Raw genomic sequence first — 14,753 nt, 5'->3', positions numbered from 1 at the left:
GGTCCTAGATGGCCTTTCCGGGGTTGAGGATCCCGGCGGGATCGAACAGGTCCTTGATCCTGCGCTGGAGTTCCCGGATAGGTTCCGGCTGCTCCTGGCCCAGCCACCGGAGCTTGTACTGGCCTACACCGTGCTCCCCGGTGATAGTGCCGCCCATGGCCAGGGCCGCAGTGATCGACTCGTCCAGCGCCGCCTGCAGCCGCTGCATGGCGCCCGCGTCCACGGTTGCCCCCTGCCGGTCGATCCAGAACGTGGGGTGGAGGTTGCCGTCGCCGGCGTGTGCCACCACTTTGAGGTGCACCTGCTGTTCCGCAGCCATGGCTTCAAGGGCTGCCACATAGTCCACCAGCCGGGACCGGGGAACAGCCACGTCTTCACCGACGCGGTACTCATCGTCCACCTCGGTGCCCCTGCTGTGCCTCCGGAGCTCCACCAGCCGCTCAGCCTCGGAGCTTGCCTCGGTGGTTACGGTAGCACCGCCATCGCGCAGGACTTGGCGCACCACGTCGGCCTCCGCGGCAGCTCCGAACCCGTCCGTCTGGATCAGCAGCAGGGATTTTCCACGGGTGCTGAGGTCAGAGCCGTGGATCTCATCGAGCTGGGCCAGCGTCCCGCCGTCGAGCAGCTCCATGATGGCGGGCTGGACGCGTGCCCTGCCTACGGCCAGGACTCCCGCAGCAGCCATCCGGAAGTCCGGGTAGAAGGCCGCCACGGTGTGGACTTCCCCGGGCAGGTACTTCAGCCGCACGGTGATGCCGACGACGATGCCCAGGGTTCCTTCGGACCCGACGAACAGGCTCGTGAGATCATAGCCCGCCACGCCTTTGAAGGTTTGGTGGCCGGTATGGATGAGCGACCCGTCAGAAAGGACGACATCCAGCGCCAGGACGGAGTCCCTTGTGACGCCGTACTTGGCGCAACGCAGGCCACCTGCGTTGGTGGCCACATTGCCGCCAATGGTGGAGCTGCGGAAACTGGCCGGATCCGGAGCATACATGAGGCCGTGCCCTGCGGCCGCCTCGTTGAGGACGGCGTTGACTACGCCGGGCTCGACGACGGCTGTTTCGTCGTCGGGGTTCAGCGCAAGGATACGGTCCATCCGCTCCAACGACAGGATGATGCAGTTATTCGTGGCGTGGGCGCCGCCGGACACCCCGGTACCGGCGCCGCGGGGCACGATGGGCACCCCGCTGCCGGCGCACACCTTCACCGCAGCTTGGACATCGGCCACCGATTCCGGGAACACCACGGCCAGGGGAAGCTGGAAGTCAATGACCGGCGCCTGGTCGATCGCATACCGGCGGAGCGACACCTCGCTCACATCCAGCTGCCCCGGAGCCAGGACCGCTTCCAGTTCGTCAACGATGCTTCCCACAAAGCCTCCATCCGTCGTCGGACATATCTTCCCAGTCTAGGACGCGGTTTTGGCATGACTCCGAACTACCCTGTACCGCAACCGCTTCCAGTTCCTTTCCGTGAATGGTGGAGAAGACGGTCACGCGTTGCAAGGAAACAAAGATGGAAGCGTTTTCATTAAATCACCGCACGTGGTTATGCTGACTTCCATGTCAGTCGAAACTGTGAGCCACGACACTTCCACCTCCGCTGGCCCACTCACCCTCATCCACGCCGCCGATCCGGCTCCGGGCTGGTGGCGCTCCGCCGTGATCTACCAGGTCTACCCCCGGTCGTTTCGGGACCTGAACGGCGACGGCGTGGGCGACCTGGCCGGTATTACTGAGGAACTGCCGCATCTTGCGGACCTGGGCGTCGACGCCGTCTGGCTGTCCCCCTTCTTCCGTTCCCCACAGCGCGATGCCGGTTACGACGTCAGTGACTACTGCGACGTGGACCCCATCTTTGGCACGCTCGGCGATTTCGACGTCATGATGGCTGAATCGCACCGGCTGGGCCTGCGGGTGATCGTGGATCTGGTGCCAAACCACTGTTCGGACCAGCATCCTGCATTCCAAGCGGCCCTTGCAGCACCGGCCGAAAGCCCGGAGCGGGACATGTTCATCTTCCGGGACGGAACCGGGCCGGACGGACAGGAACCGCCGAATAACTGGCAGTCACACTTTGGCGGGCCCGCCTGGACGCGAGTGCTGGGGCCCGACGGCCAACCCGGTCAGTGGTACCTGCACCTCTTTGATTCCTCCCAGCCGGACTTCAACTGGGACAACCCCGGCGTCCATGCGGAGTTCGAGCGGGTGCTCCGCTTCTGGCTGGACCGCGGCGTCTCTGGTTTCCGGGTGGACGTGGCCCACGCCCTGGTCAAAGCGCCGGGCCTCCCGGAATGGGGGGGACGCGCTGACGGCGGCAGCAGCGATGGGTACCCCGGCCACGAGGCACCGATGTTCGGGCAGCCCGGCGTCCACGACATTTACCGGAAGTGGCGGCTGGTCCTGGACGAATACGGGCCGGACCGGATTCTCTGCGCCGAGGCAAGTGTCGACCTGCAGCGGCTGGCACACTGGGTTCGGCCCGACGAGATGCACCAGGCGTTCAACTTCCCTTATCTCCACGCGGGCCTGGACGTGTACCGGCTGCGTTCTGTCATCACCGACTCGCTGACGGTCCTGGACGGTGTTGGTGCCCCGAGCACCTGGGTGCTTTCCAACCACGATGTTGTCCGCCATGCCACCCGTTTTGGCTACAACGGCCAGGGTCCACGGGACGGGGACGGCATTGGTTCCGCAGACCCCCAGCCGGACGAAGCACTGGGCCGTCGCCGCGCTGCCGCCGCCTCACTGTTCATGCTTGGGCTGCCGGGTGCCGCATACCTGTACCAGGGGGAAGAGCTGGGCTTGCCGGACGGCATCGACATCCCGGGCCACCTCCGCCAGGATCCGACATTCGGCCGGACCGCCGGACAGCGGCTTGGGCGCGACGGCTGCCGGGTGCCCTTGCCATGGCGCGCTGGTGACCGGCACCTCGGCTTTGGTTCGGGTGAAGATCCGTGGCTGCCCATTCCAGCCTCCTTCGGGTCACTGGCGCGGGATCTGCAGGCAAAATCACCGTCGTCCCACCTCTCCCTGTACCGTGATGCCCTGGAGCACCGCCGGCAGCTGGACCTGGGCAGGGGCTCATTGTCCTGGGCGGAAGACTGGTGCACGGGGTCCTCCCTGGGCTACCTGAACGGCACTACGCTGGTCCTCATGAACCTGAACCATGAGCCGCTGCAGATGCCGGCAGGCCACGTGCTGATCCGCAGCCTCCCCACGGAGACCGCCCATGCCCTTGCCTCCGGCGAGACCGCATGGATACAGCTTGGACCGGACTTCACCATCGCAGATTGACCATGGCAGGTATCAAAGAGGTTGCCAGCCGGGCTGGCCTGTCAGTGGCAACAGTCTCGAGGGCACTGAGCGGCAAGACGAACGTCTCGGCAAAGAGCCGCCGGCTTGCACAGGAGGCGGCCCGGGAACTCAGCTTCGTCCCTTCCTACCACGCGTCCAGCCTGGCGTCCGGGCGCAACCACAATATCGGGCTGGTGGTGCCCAACGTGCAGCGCTGGTACTTCTCCTCCGTGCTGGAAGGCGTTTCGGAGACCCTGCTGGACGCGGGCTACGACTTGACCCTGTACAACGTGGGCGAGCAGCCCGAGCGACGCAGCAGCATCCTGAACGACTTCCTGCTCAGAAAACGCCTGGACGCCGTCATTGCCGTGGCGCTGGTACTCAGCGAGGACGAGATCCAACAGCTGCTGGCAGTGCACCGCCCCATCGTGGGCATCGGCGGTGCGCTGCGGGGAGCGTCAACGATCAGGATTGACGACGAGGGGCTGGCTGCCCTCGCCACCCGCCATCTGATTGGGCTGGGCCACAGCAGGATCGCCCACATTACTGGATACGGGGAGTTGAACCGCGACTTCAAGCTCCCGCAGCTGCGCCAGAAGGGTTTCGCCTCCGCCATGGCTGCAGCCGGGCTGACGATAAGGCCCGAGTGGAACGCGACCGCCGACTTCACCATCCAGGGTGCGTATGCGGCGGGCCGCCGGCTGCTGGGCACCAGCTCCGAACGCCCTACCGCAGTTTTCGCTGCCTCAGACGAGATGGCCGTGGGCATCATGCTTGCCGCCTGCGACTTTGGACTGCAGGTTCCGCAGGACCTCTCCGTCGTCGGGATCGACGGGCACGAACTCGCCGAAACTTTTGGACTCACCACCGTCAACCAGGATCCGCGGGGGCAGGGCCGATTGGCGGCCGCGACTGCCTTGGCTTTGCTCGAAAAGCCGGGCGGGGACTCCGACGGCGGCACGGCAGCGGCCGCAGCACAGGACCAGGAGTTCCCCACGGAGTTCGTTATCCGGACCAGTACAGCTGTCCCGCCAGAGGCTGCCAGACAGCGCGCTTAGGCAGGAAGTTCAGGCTGCGCTGCCCATGAACCGGGCAAACCTCTCGAGGATGAGCGGCCAAGCTTCCTCATATTTCCGCCGCGCTGCTGCGGGGTCCTCAGCGCCCTCCCAGCCCTCGTGGAAGACGCGGACCTCCGTACCCGTTTCCACCGCGCGGAACACTACCAGGAGCTCGGTGGACCAAAGGGCTGTGGTGCCGGGGTGCCAGGTGGCATGGAATGACAGGGGCGGCTGCCAGTCATCAAGGGTTCCCCAGATGGTGGTGCGGCCGTCGTCAGCTGTCTCGAGAATCAGGTTTTCTTCGAACTCCACGTAAGAAGCGGCGCCATACACCCCATGCTGTTCCAAGGGCCACCACAGGTGGGCGTGGTCGGTAAAGCCAGCGAACGCGCGGGCGACTGGCCCTGGAACAACCATTGTGTTCACCACAGGTTCCAGGGGGTCAGCTGCTGGCCGCCCGGCTTCTTCGAAAGGATCCTGGGCGTGGCTGAAGATGCTGCTCATGAGGGACCATCCTACCCGCGATGCCCCCATCAGCTCCTGCCGCTCCCCCGGCGCCGGCTCGCTTCTGGCGGGTTCTCCCCCGAACGCGCGGGTGGGTTGTGGTGTTGTTCTGTCAGTTGTGGTTGTTATCGGGGGGTGGGTGCCCTCAGTGATGGAGCAACCAGGTTTGGAGGGAGCTGGCCGGTCGGGCGTTTCTGGGGGCCGTCCCCGGTACCCTTTTTGGTTGTTAAATGTGGGAGGCCCCAACCGTGTGGTTGGGGCCTCGACCAGTTAATGATGTTCCGGCGGTGACCTACTCTCCCACACCCTCCCGGGTGCAGTACCATCGGCGCTGTGGGTCTTAGCTTCCGGGTTCGGAATGGGACCGGGCGTTTCCCCCACGCTATGACCGCCGTAACCTTTTCACCCGAACCCCCCTGGTGTTGCCGGGGGTGGGAAGACTTTGTGGTTACAACATTGGTGGTGTTGTTGTATTCAGTTGTTGGTTCCGTGCCATCGACCCGTGTTGGGGGTTGTTGGTTGGGAACCACATAGTGGACGCAAGCAGAGTTTTGTATGTTCTGTGTGGTGTAAGTTGTTGGCCTATTAGTACCGGTCAGCTTCACGAGTCGTTAGTCCTCGCTTCCACATCCGGCCTATCAACCCAGTGGTCTGGCTGGGGGCCTCTCACACCCGAGGGTGTATGGAAATCTCATCTTGAAGCGAGCTTCCCGCTTAGATGCTTTCAGCGGTTATCCCATCCGAACGTAGCTAATCAGCGGTGCACTTGGCAGTACAACTGACACACCAGAGGTTCGTCCGTCCCGGTCCTCTCGTACTAAGGACAGCCCTTCTCAAATTTCCTGCGCGCGCAGCGGATAGGGACCGAACTGTCTCACGACGTTCTAAACCCAGCTCGCGTACCGCTTTAATGGGCGAACAGCCCAACCCTTGGGACCTACTCCAGCCCCAGGATGCGACGAGCCGACATCGAGGTGCCAAACCATGCCGTCGATATGGACTCTTGGGCAAGATCAGCCTGTTATCCCCGAGGTACCTTTTATCCGTTGAGCGACGGCCATTCCACAATGTACCGCCGGATCACTAGTCCCGACTTTCGTCCCTGCTCGAGATGTCTCTCTCACAGTCAAGCTCCCTTGTGCACTTACACTCGACACCTGATTGCCAACCAGGCTGAGGGAACCTTTGGGCGCCTCCGTTACTTTTTAGGAGGCAACCGCCCCAGTTAAACTACCCATCAGGCACTGTCCCTGACCCGGATTACGGGCCGAAGTTAGATGTCCAAAGTGACCAGAGTGGTATTTCAACGATGACTCCACCCGAACTGGCGTCCGGGCTTCAACGTCTCCCACCTATCCTACACAAGCCACTCCGAACACCAATACCAAACTATAGTAAAGGTCTCGGGGTCTTTCCGTCCTGCTGCGCGTAACGAGCATCTTTACTCGTACTGCAATTTCGCCGAGTTTATGGTTGAGACAGCGGGGAAGTCGTTACTCCATTCGTGCAGGTCGGAACTTACCCGACAAGGAATTTCGCTACCTTAGGATGGTTATAGTTACCACCGCCGTTTACTGGGGCTTAAATTCTCAGCTTCGCCTTGCGGCTAACCGGTCCTCTTAACCTTCCAGCACCGGGCAGGAGTCAGTCCGTATACATCGTCTTGCGACTTCGCACGGACCTGTGTTTTTAGTAAACAGTCGCTTCCCCCTGGTCTCTGCGGCCCCGATCCCCTCCCACCAGCGATGTGGTGTTCAAGGTTGGGGCCCCCCTTCTCCCGAAGTTACGGGGGCATTTTGCCGAGTTCCTTAACCATAATTCTCTCGATCGCCTTGGTATTCTCTACCTGATCACCTGTGTCGGTTTGGGGTACGGGCGGCTAAAACCTCGCGTCGATGCTTTTCTCGGCAGCATAGGATCACCAAATCCCCCCATACGGGGGTCCCATCAGATCTCAGGCCATATGAATGGCGGATTTGCCTACCATTCGCCCTACATCCTTAGACCGGGACAACCATCGCCCGGCTCGGCTACCTTCCTGCGTCACACCTGTTAATACGCTTGCCTCCCGGGATCAGGTCCTGCGCTCCACCAAAACCCTTCACCCACAAGGGGTGTCAGGCAGGTTTCGGGCAGTTAGTATCCCCCGCTCAGCATGGGCGGTTTTTCGCCGGTACGGGAATATCAACCCGTTGTCCATCGACTACGCCTGTCGGCCTCGCCTTAGGTCCCGACTTACCCAGGGCAGATTAGCTTGACCCTGGAACCCTTGATCATTCGGCGGACGGGTTTCTCACCCGTCTTTCGCTACTCATGCCTGCATTCTCACTCGTGTAGGCTCCACCACTGGTTTACACCGCAGCTTCACCGCCCACACGACGCTCCCCTACCCATCCACACTCCTGAACCACGAAGGCTAGGACAATATGTGAATGCCACAACTTCGGCGGTGTACTTGAGCCCCGCTACATTGTCGGCGCGGAATCACTTGACCAGTGAGCTATTACGCACTCTTTTAAGGGTGGCTGCTTCTAAGCCAACCTCCTGGTTGTCTGGGCAACTCCACATCCTTTCCCACTTAGCACACGCTTAGGGGCCTTAGTTGGTGGTCTGGGCTGTTTCCCTCTCGACTATGAAGCTTATCCCCCACAGTCTCACTGCTGCGCTCTCACTTACCGGCATTCGGAGTTTGGCTGACGTCAGTAACCTTGTAGGGCCCATTAGCCATCCAGTAGCTCTACCTCCAGCAAGAAACACGCAACGCTGCACCTAAATGCATTTCGGGGAGAACCAGCTATCACGAAGTTTGATTGGCCTTTCACCCCTACCCACAGCTCATCCCCTCCATTTTCAACTGAAGTGGGTTCGGTCCTCCACGACGTCTTACCGTCGCTTCAACCTGGCCATGGGTAGATCACTTCGCTTCGGGTCTAGATCACGCCACTCACACGCCCTATTCAGACTCGCTTTCGCTACGGCTGCCCCACACGGGTTAACCTCGCGACGTAACACTAACTCGCAGGCTCATTCTTCAAAAGGCACGCCGTCACCAGAATCAGACTGGCTCCGACGGATTGTAAGCACACGGTTTCAGGTACTGTTTCACTCCCCTCCCGGGGTACTTTTCACCTTTCCCTCACGGTACTGGTCCGCTATCGGTCATTAGGGAGTATTTAGGCTTATCAGGTGGTCCTGACAGATTCGCACGGGATTTCTCGGGCCCCGTACTACTTGGGATACTCTCACAGGCGGTACAAACACATTACGGTTACGGGACTAACACCCTCTCTGGCCGGCCTTTCAAAACCGTTCACCTATGCGCGCACATCACACCCCACCAGCCCGGCAGAACTGGTATGGAAAGTCCCACAACCCCGACCATGCAACGCCCGCCGGCTATCACACATGGAACGGTTTAGCCTGATCCGCGTTCGCTCGCCACTACTAACGGAATCACTATTGTTTTCTCTTCCTGCGGGTACTGAGATGTTTCACTTCCCCGCGTTCCCCCCACGCACCCTATGTGTTCAGGTACGGGTCACCAGGCAACTCACGCCCCTGGCGGGGTTTCCCCATTCGGACACCCTGGGATCACAGTCCGGTTATCGACTCCCCCAGGCTTATCGCAGATTCCTACGTCCTTCTTCGGCTCCTAATGCCAAGGCATCCACCGTGTGCTCTTAAAAACTTGACCACAAAGATCAAAAACATTTTCGAGAGAACCACAGAAACTGTCCCGCGCACCCAAAGGCACACGAACCAGATCCAGGTTCATAATCTTGGAAATTGCTTCTTATACAAGATGCTCGCGTCCACTATGTAGTTCTCAAACAACAACCCCACACCACACACCCCACACACAACCCCCCAAAAAAAGGAGTCAAACACGTGCAGGAACGTCATGGCAGGGAAACCAGAAACAAACAAACCCGGCAAGACCCGAAAGCCTCCCCGGTCCTGTTGTCTCAGGACCCAACAGTGTGCCAAACACTAAACCACCCGGCAAACCCCCGGCCCACCGTTCCAGAACCACCAGGGTTCGTACTAAAGAAGACCAAAAGACCAGACAGCCGCTATTTGTTGATATTCCACCCTTGAGCACCCGCCACGGAACAGTCGTCCGTGCAACGGGCCTTTACTCCTGACAACACACCCACCACCAACATGCATTGGCGACGGATCATTGTAGGTGCTCCTTAGAAAGGAGGTGATCCAGCCGCACCTTCCGGTACGGCTACCTTGTTACGACTTAGTCCCAATCGCCAGTCCCACCTTCGACAGCTCCCTCCCACAAGGGGTTAGGCCACCGGCTTCGGGTGTTACCAACTTTCGTGACTTGACGGGCGGTGTGTACAAGGCCCGGGAACGTATTCACCGCAGCGTTGCTGATCTGCGATTACTAGCGACTCCGACTTCATGGGGTCGAGTTGCAGACCCCAATCCGAACTGAGACCGGCTTTTTGGGATTAGCTCCACCTCACAGTATCGCAACCCTTTGTACCGGCCATTGTAGCATGCGTGAAGCCCAAGACATAAGGGGCATGATGATTTGACGTCGTCCCCACCTTCCTCCGAGTTGACCCCGGCAGTCTCCCATGAGTCCCCGGCACTACCCGCTGGCAACATGGAACGAGGGTTGCGCTCGTTGCGGGACTTAACCCAACATCTCACGACACGAGCTGACGACAACCATGCACCACCTGTAAACCAACCCCAAAGGGGAAGGACTGTTTCCAGCCCGGTCTGGTTCATGTCAAGCCTTGGTAAGGTTCTTCGCGTTGCATCGAATTAATCCGCATGCTCCGCCGCTTGTGCGGGCCCCCGTCAATTCCTTTGAGTTTTAGCCTTGCGGCCGTACTCCCCAGGCGGGGCACTTAATGCGTTAGCTACGGCGCGGAAAACGTGGAATGTCCCCCACACCTAGTGCCCAACGTTTACGGCATGGACTACCAGGGTATCTAATCCTGTTCGCTCCCCATGCTTTCGCTCCTCAGCGTCAGTTAATGCCCAGAGACCTGCCTTCGCCATCGGTGTTCCTCCTGATATCTGCGCATTTCACCGCTACACCAGGAATTCCAGTCTCCCCTACATCACTCTAGTCTGCCCGTACCCACCGCAGATCCGGAGTTGAGCCCCGGACTTTCACGGCAGACGCGACAAACCGCCTACGAGCTCTTTACGCCCAATAATTCCGGATAACGCTTGCGCCCTACGTATTACCGCGGCTGCTGGCACGTAGTTAGCCGGCGCTTCTTCTGCAGGTACCGTCACTTACGCTTCTTCCCTACTGAAAGAGGTTTACAACCCGAAGGCCGTCATCCCTCACGCGGCGTCGCTGCATCAGGCTTTCGCCCATTGTGCAATATTCCCCACTGCTGCCTCCCGTAGGAGTCTGGGCCGTGTCTCAGTCCCAGTGTGGCCGGTCACCCTCTCAGGCCGGCTACCCGTCGTCGCCTTGGTAGGCCATTACCCCACCAACAAGCTGATAGGCCGCGAGTCCATCCAAAACCACAAAAGCTTTCCACCAACCACCATGCGATGATCAGTCATATCCGGTATTAGACCCAGTTTCCCAGGCTTATCCCAGAGTCAAGGGCAGGTTACTCACGTGTTACTCACCCGTTCGCCACTAATCCACCAGCAAGCTGGCATCATCGTTCGACTTGCATGTGTTAAGCACGCCGCCAGCGTTCATCCTGAGCCAGGATCAAACTCTCCGTTGAAAACAAACAGACACAACCACAACCACCGGAAATAACGGCGACCACGGCTGCACAAAATTTGAAACCAGCCAAAAACACCATGCACACCACGGGGTGGCGGCACAGCACAATCAACCAATCACATTACATAATCGGTATCAACAAACTTGGCACACTATTGAGTTCTCAAACAACAGACACACCCGGCACCACCCAAACCAACGTTCAGGATCGCTCCGGAGCAACTTTTCAAACTTACCCGCTGGCATCCTGCGTGTCAAACCGGCGTCCGCGACCATCCTCAGCATAAGCTTTTAGGGGATCGTGTTTTCCGTCTGACTCCGTGGAGCAGCGCGGAAATAAACTGTACCACCACTCTTCCGGGATTGCCACTCCACCCTGGACGGACGTCCCCCAAGCAGCTGAAAGGCCCGGAATCACGCGGATTCCGGGCCTTTCGCTCACTCAGAACCGGCTTGTCCAAAGCCGGGCCGGATCACTCAGCCGATGCTGCTCCCGGCTTGAAGTAGGACGCACCAAGCGGCGGCAGCGTAACGGTCAAGGTGGCCGGCTGGCCGTCCTGTCCATGGTCGGTTGCCTTCAGTTCGCCTTCGTTTAGGACGCCCGATCCGCCGTACGTGGTGTGGTCCGTGTTGAGGACCTCGGTCCAGGCGCCGGCCGACGGGACGCCGAGGGTGTAGCCAACATGTGGGGCGCCGGAGAAGTTGATAGCGCACACGACCGGGTTGCCGTCGGCATCCCACCGGATGAAGGACAGGACGTTCCGGTCTGCATCGCCGCCGTTGATCCACTGGAACCCGGCGGGAACGTTGTCCTGCGTGTAGAGGGCCGGAGTGGATGCGTACAACTCGTTCAGGTCCTTGGTCAGCAACTGCAGTCCCCTGTGTGCAGGAATGTCCGCGAGCCACCAGTCCAGGCCGTGCTGCTCAGACCATTCGGCCTCCTGGCCAAATTCGGTGCCCATGAAAATGAGCTGCTTGCCGGGGTGCGCCCACTGGTAGGCAAAGAAGGCGCGGAGGTTGGCCAACTGCTGCCAGCGGTCGCCGGGCATCTTGCGGAGCATGGAGCCCTTGCCGTGCACTACCTCGTCGTGGCTGATCGGCAGCAGGAAGTTCTCCGTGAAGGCATATACCAGGGAGAAGGTCACCGTGCCGTGGTGCCACCTGCGGTTGTAGGGGTCCTCGGAGATGTACTTGAGCGAATCGTGCATCCAGCCCATGTTCCACTTCAGGCCGAAGCCCAGGCCGCCGTGGCTGGTGGGCGCGGTAACGCCGGGGAACGCAGTGGATTCTTCCGCGATCATGACAGCGCCCGGGTGGGTCTTGTACACGGTAGCGTTGACTTCCTGCAGGAAGGAGATGGCTTCCAGGTTCTCCCTGCCGCCGAAGCGGTTGGGCCGCCACTGGCCTTCCTGCCGGGAGTAGTCCAGGTAGAGCATGGAGGCCACCGCGTCCACGCGCAGGCCGTCAATGTGGAACTCCTCCAGCCAGTAGAGTGCGTTCGCCACCAGGAAGTTCCGGACCTCGGAGCGGCCAAAATCGAAAATGAGGGTGCCCCAGTCGGGGTGTTCGCCCAAGGCGGGGTCGGAGTGCTCGTACAGCGGCTCCCCGTCGAACCGGGCCAGGGCCCAGGCATCCTTGGGGAAGTGCGCCGGCACCCAGTCCAGCAGCACGCCGATGCCGGCCTGGTGGAGGGCGTCCACCAGGTAGCGGAACTCATCCGGGTGGCCGAACCTGGACGTGGGGGCGTAGTAGGACGTGACCTGGTAACCCCAGGAACCGCCGAAGGGGTGCTCGGCGACGGGCATGAATTCGACGTGGGTGAACCCGAGCCACTTCACGTACTCCACCAGTTCCTTGGCGAGCTCCCGGTAGCCGAGGCCAAGGCGCCAGGATCCCAGGTGCACCTCGTAGACGCTCATGGCGGAGTTGTGGGGGTCGCGGTTGGCCCGCGCTTCCATCCATTCCTTGTCCTTGAAGGCGTACGACGGCTCCACCACCCGGGACGCGGTCAACGGAGGAACCTCGGTGCCGAACGCCAGGGGGTCGGCCTTTTCAACCCAGTAGCCGCCCCGTGTCAGGATCTCAAACTTGTAGCAAGCCCCTGCCGTAACGCCGGGAATGAAAACTTCCCAGACACCGGAGGAACCCAGCGAGCGCATGGAGTTCTCGCGGCCGTCCCACGCGTTGAAGTCGCCCTTGACGCGGACTGCCTGCGCATTGGGAGCCCACACGGCAAACGACACACCGTTGACGTCGCCCAGCGATGACTTGTAGTGCTGGACGTGGGCGCCGAGCACCTTCCACAGCTTCTCGTGCCGGCCTTCGCCGACGAGGTGCAGGTCCACTTCACCCACGGTTGGCAGGTAGCGGTAGGGCTCGTCAACCGTCACCGGTTCCTTGCCCGGGTATGTCACCGAGAGCCGGTAATCCGGAACGTGTCCCTGCTCCACTGGTTCCAGGACCGCAACCCACACGCCGTGGGCCTCATGCTGCATGGGAACTTCACCGGCCTGGGTGACCACGGTGATTGCTTCGGCGAGGTGCTTCACGGTCCGGATGGTGACATGGCCGTGGTCGTCCAGGTGCGCGCCCAGGACGGAGTGGGGGGCGTGGTGTTCACCGTTCGCGATCCTGCCCAGAGTGCCTTCATCCACGTGCAGGGGCACCCCCGGGCGGTCAGTTCGTGCTGAGCCTGTCATTTTGTTACCTTCCGATGCTGCACCGGCGGAGCCGCCGGCACCATTACTGCCCAGGAGCCGCCTGGAGGCGTTTACAGGAATCGCCACCCAGTCGGGCCTGTTCCGCATTTCATAAACAACTTCGTACAGCGCCTTGTCCAGCCACAATGCCACAAACAGCGGTGAGGTCCGATCCACCGTGCCGGGAATGACCCCGGCATACCCTGCCAGGAAAGCATCGGCGCAGTCGTCCACCCATGTGTCCGGGACCTGCGCACCGTCCTGTTCGCGCTGCGCTGCACCGGCTGCGTAGTCGAAGGACCGGAGCATCCCCACGACGTCGCGCAGGGGGACGTCCGGGACGTTACGTTCGGCAATGGGCCGCAGCGGCTCACCCTCGAAGTCCAGGATGGCCCACCGCGACTCGTCGCCGGACTGTCCGGTCACCAGGAGGATCTGGCCCAGGTGCAGGTCGCCGTGGATGCGCTGCAGCGGCCCGGCCGGCGTTTTGTCCAAGTTGGCCAGCAGCGCGTTCAGGGCATCGTCGTAAGGCCCGACGGCGGCACGGGCTTCAGCCCAGGCGGTGCGGACACGCTGGGCAACGGCAGGTCCTGCCTCCTTGCCGGGTTCAGGCTGGGCTGATTGCCCCAAAGCCTCCGCCAGGCGCTTGTGCACCGTAGCCGTTGCCGCACCAAGGGCCCGGGCTTCTGCCGTAAAGTCCCTGCCCGAGCGCGCGGCGTCCACCGCCAAGCGCCAGGCGTCCCGGCCGCCGGCGAGGAACTCGTGGGCCACGGCAAGCTCACCCTGGACATACCTGGTACCGGAGCCGGCATTACCCTCGGCTCCTTGCCCCAGCCACTCCCCCCTGACCCAGCCAAGGGTGGCCGGGACCTCGGCGGTGCCGGCCTTCGTTAGGGCGGCACCCACTTCAATCTCAGGGTTGGTGCCGTCCGAAAGCACCCGGAAGAATTTCACCATGGCGGCCGATTCGCCGTCGTCCACCATGACGGAACTGTTGGACTGCTCGCCGGAGAGCACCTTCACAACGCCCTTGGCGGTGGGCAGCCGGTAAGGACCGTCAACCCGGAACCCCCTGGCGGTGCCGCTGGCGGCTTTCTCCTCCTGCCGGATCAGTTCCAACCACGCGCCCACGAAGTCGGGGTCGTGCACTGCGTCGTAGACCCAGGGGCGGGTGGGATCCATTCCCGCCGCGTTGCCCACCAGGGCCCGCTCCATCCCGCCTGCCGGTGCCGGCCGGAAGCTCAAGGGAACCTGGACCACGGCCGTCCGTACGCCGCCGTCGGGCCCCTCCGTGGTGACATTGAGCAGGAACACGGCCAGTGCTGCATGTCCGCTGGGGTCGGTCAGCCCCAGGCTGCCTGCCTGGGAGACATCGAAATCGGGGGTTTTGACGGGAAACCACCGCTGCTGCGGCAGCCATTCCTTGAGCAGCGCGGTGAGGGCGGGAGTGAGGATTGGCTGGTTCATC

At 61.5% G+C, this 14,753-nt stretch carries 5 protein-coding genes and 3 rRNA genes; 2 read left to right on the top strand and 6 right to left on the bottom strand.

Going from position 1 to position 14,753, the window contains the following annotated elements:
- Window positions 1-4 precede the first annotated feature (4 nt).
- The gene (locus LFT44_RS03520) at window positions 5-1,375 is read right to left on the bottom strand and encodes an FAD-binding oxidoreductase (RefSeq protein WP_236801120.1); all 1,371 of its coding nucleotides are present in this window, start codon (window positions 1,373-1,375) and stop codon (window positions 5-7) included.
- A 178-nt stretch (window positions 1,376-1,553) separates the two neighbouring features.
- Here LFT44_RS03520 and LFT44_RS03515 point away from each other — a divergent pair, with 178 nt between their 5' ends.
- A complete protein-coding gene (locus LFT44_RS03515) occupies window positions 1,554-3,299 on the top strand; it encodes a glycoside hydrolase family 13 protein (RefSeq protein ID WP_373462195.1) in 1,746 nt (581 codons plus the stop codon).
- Between the two features lie 2 nt (window positions 3,300-3,301).
- Entirely contained in the window at window positions 3,302-4,357 is a 1,056-nt protein-coding gene (locus tag LFT44_RS03510) for a LacI family DNA-binding transcriptional regulator (protein ID WP_236801118.1), read from the top strand.
- A 9-nt stretch (window positions 4,358-4,366) separates the two neighbouring features.
- On the opposite strand, the gene LFT44_RS03505 is transcribed toward LFT44_RS03510, so the two are convergent.
- From LFT44_RS03505 to LFT44_RS03485, 5 genes are all read right to left on the bottom strand, one after another.
- Window positions 4,367-4,861 carry a hypothetical protein gene (locus LFT44_RS03505; RefSeq protein WP_236801117.1) on the bottom strand — a complete coding sequence of 165 codons (495 nt, stop codon included), beginning with the start codon at window positions 4,859-4,861 and terminating at the stop codon, window positions 4,367-4,369.
- A gap of 279 nt (window positions 4,862-5,140) precedes the next feature.
- Window positions 5,141-5,257, bottom strand: a 5S ribosomal RNA gene (gene rrf, locus LFT44_RS03500).
- A 168-nt stretch (window positions 5,258-5,425) separates the two neighbouring features.
- Window positions 5,426-8,555, bottom strand: a 23S ribosomal RNA gene (locus LFT44_RS03495).
- 506 nt (window positions 8,556-9,061) lie between these two features.
- Window positions 9,062-10,584: ribosomal RNA gene (locus tag LFT44_RS03490) — 16S ribosomal RNA — on the bottom strand.
- The 16S, 23S and 5S rRNA genes sit together here, the layout of an rRNA operon.
- A 475-nt stretch (window positions 10,585-11,059) precedes the next feature.
- On the bottom strand, window positions 11,060-14,752 hold the full coding sequence (locus LFT44_RS03485; RefSeq protein ID WP_236801116.1) for a 1,4-alpha-glucan branching enzyme: 3,693 nt from the start codon (window positions 14,750-14,752) through the stop codon (window positions 11,060-11,062).
- Between the last annotated feature and the right edge of the window lies 1 nt (window position 14,753).

It is taken from the genome of Arthrobacter sp. FW306-05-C (assembly GCF_021801725.1).
Lineage (GTDB): Bacteria > Actinomycetota > Actinomycetes > Actinomycetales > Micrococcaceae > Arthrobacter.
This window is presented reverse-complemented; position numbering and strand designations above follow the sequence as displayed.

Coding starts and splice junctions, on each gene's coding strand:
- LFT44_RS03505 (WP_236801117.1), bottom strand. CDS start 4,861: ATGAGCAGCATCTTCAGCCACGCCCAGGATCCTTTCGAAGAAGCCGGG.
- LFT44_RS03510 (WP_236801118.1), top strand. CDS start 3,302: ATGGCAGGTATCAAAGAGGTTGCCAGCCGGGCTGGCCTGTCAGTGGCA.
- LFT44_RS03485 (WP_236801116.1), bottom strand. CDS start 14,752: ATGAACCAGCCAATCCTCACTCCCGCCCTCACCGCGCTGCTCAAGGAA.
- LFT44_RS03515 (WP_373462195.1), top strand. CDS start 1,554: ATGCTGACTTCCATGTCAGTCGAAACTGTGAGCCACGACACTTCCACC.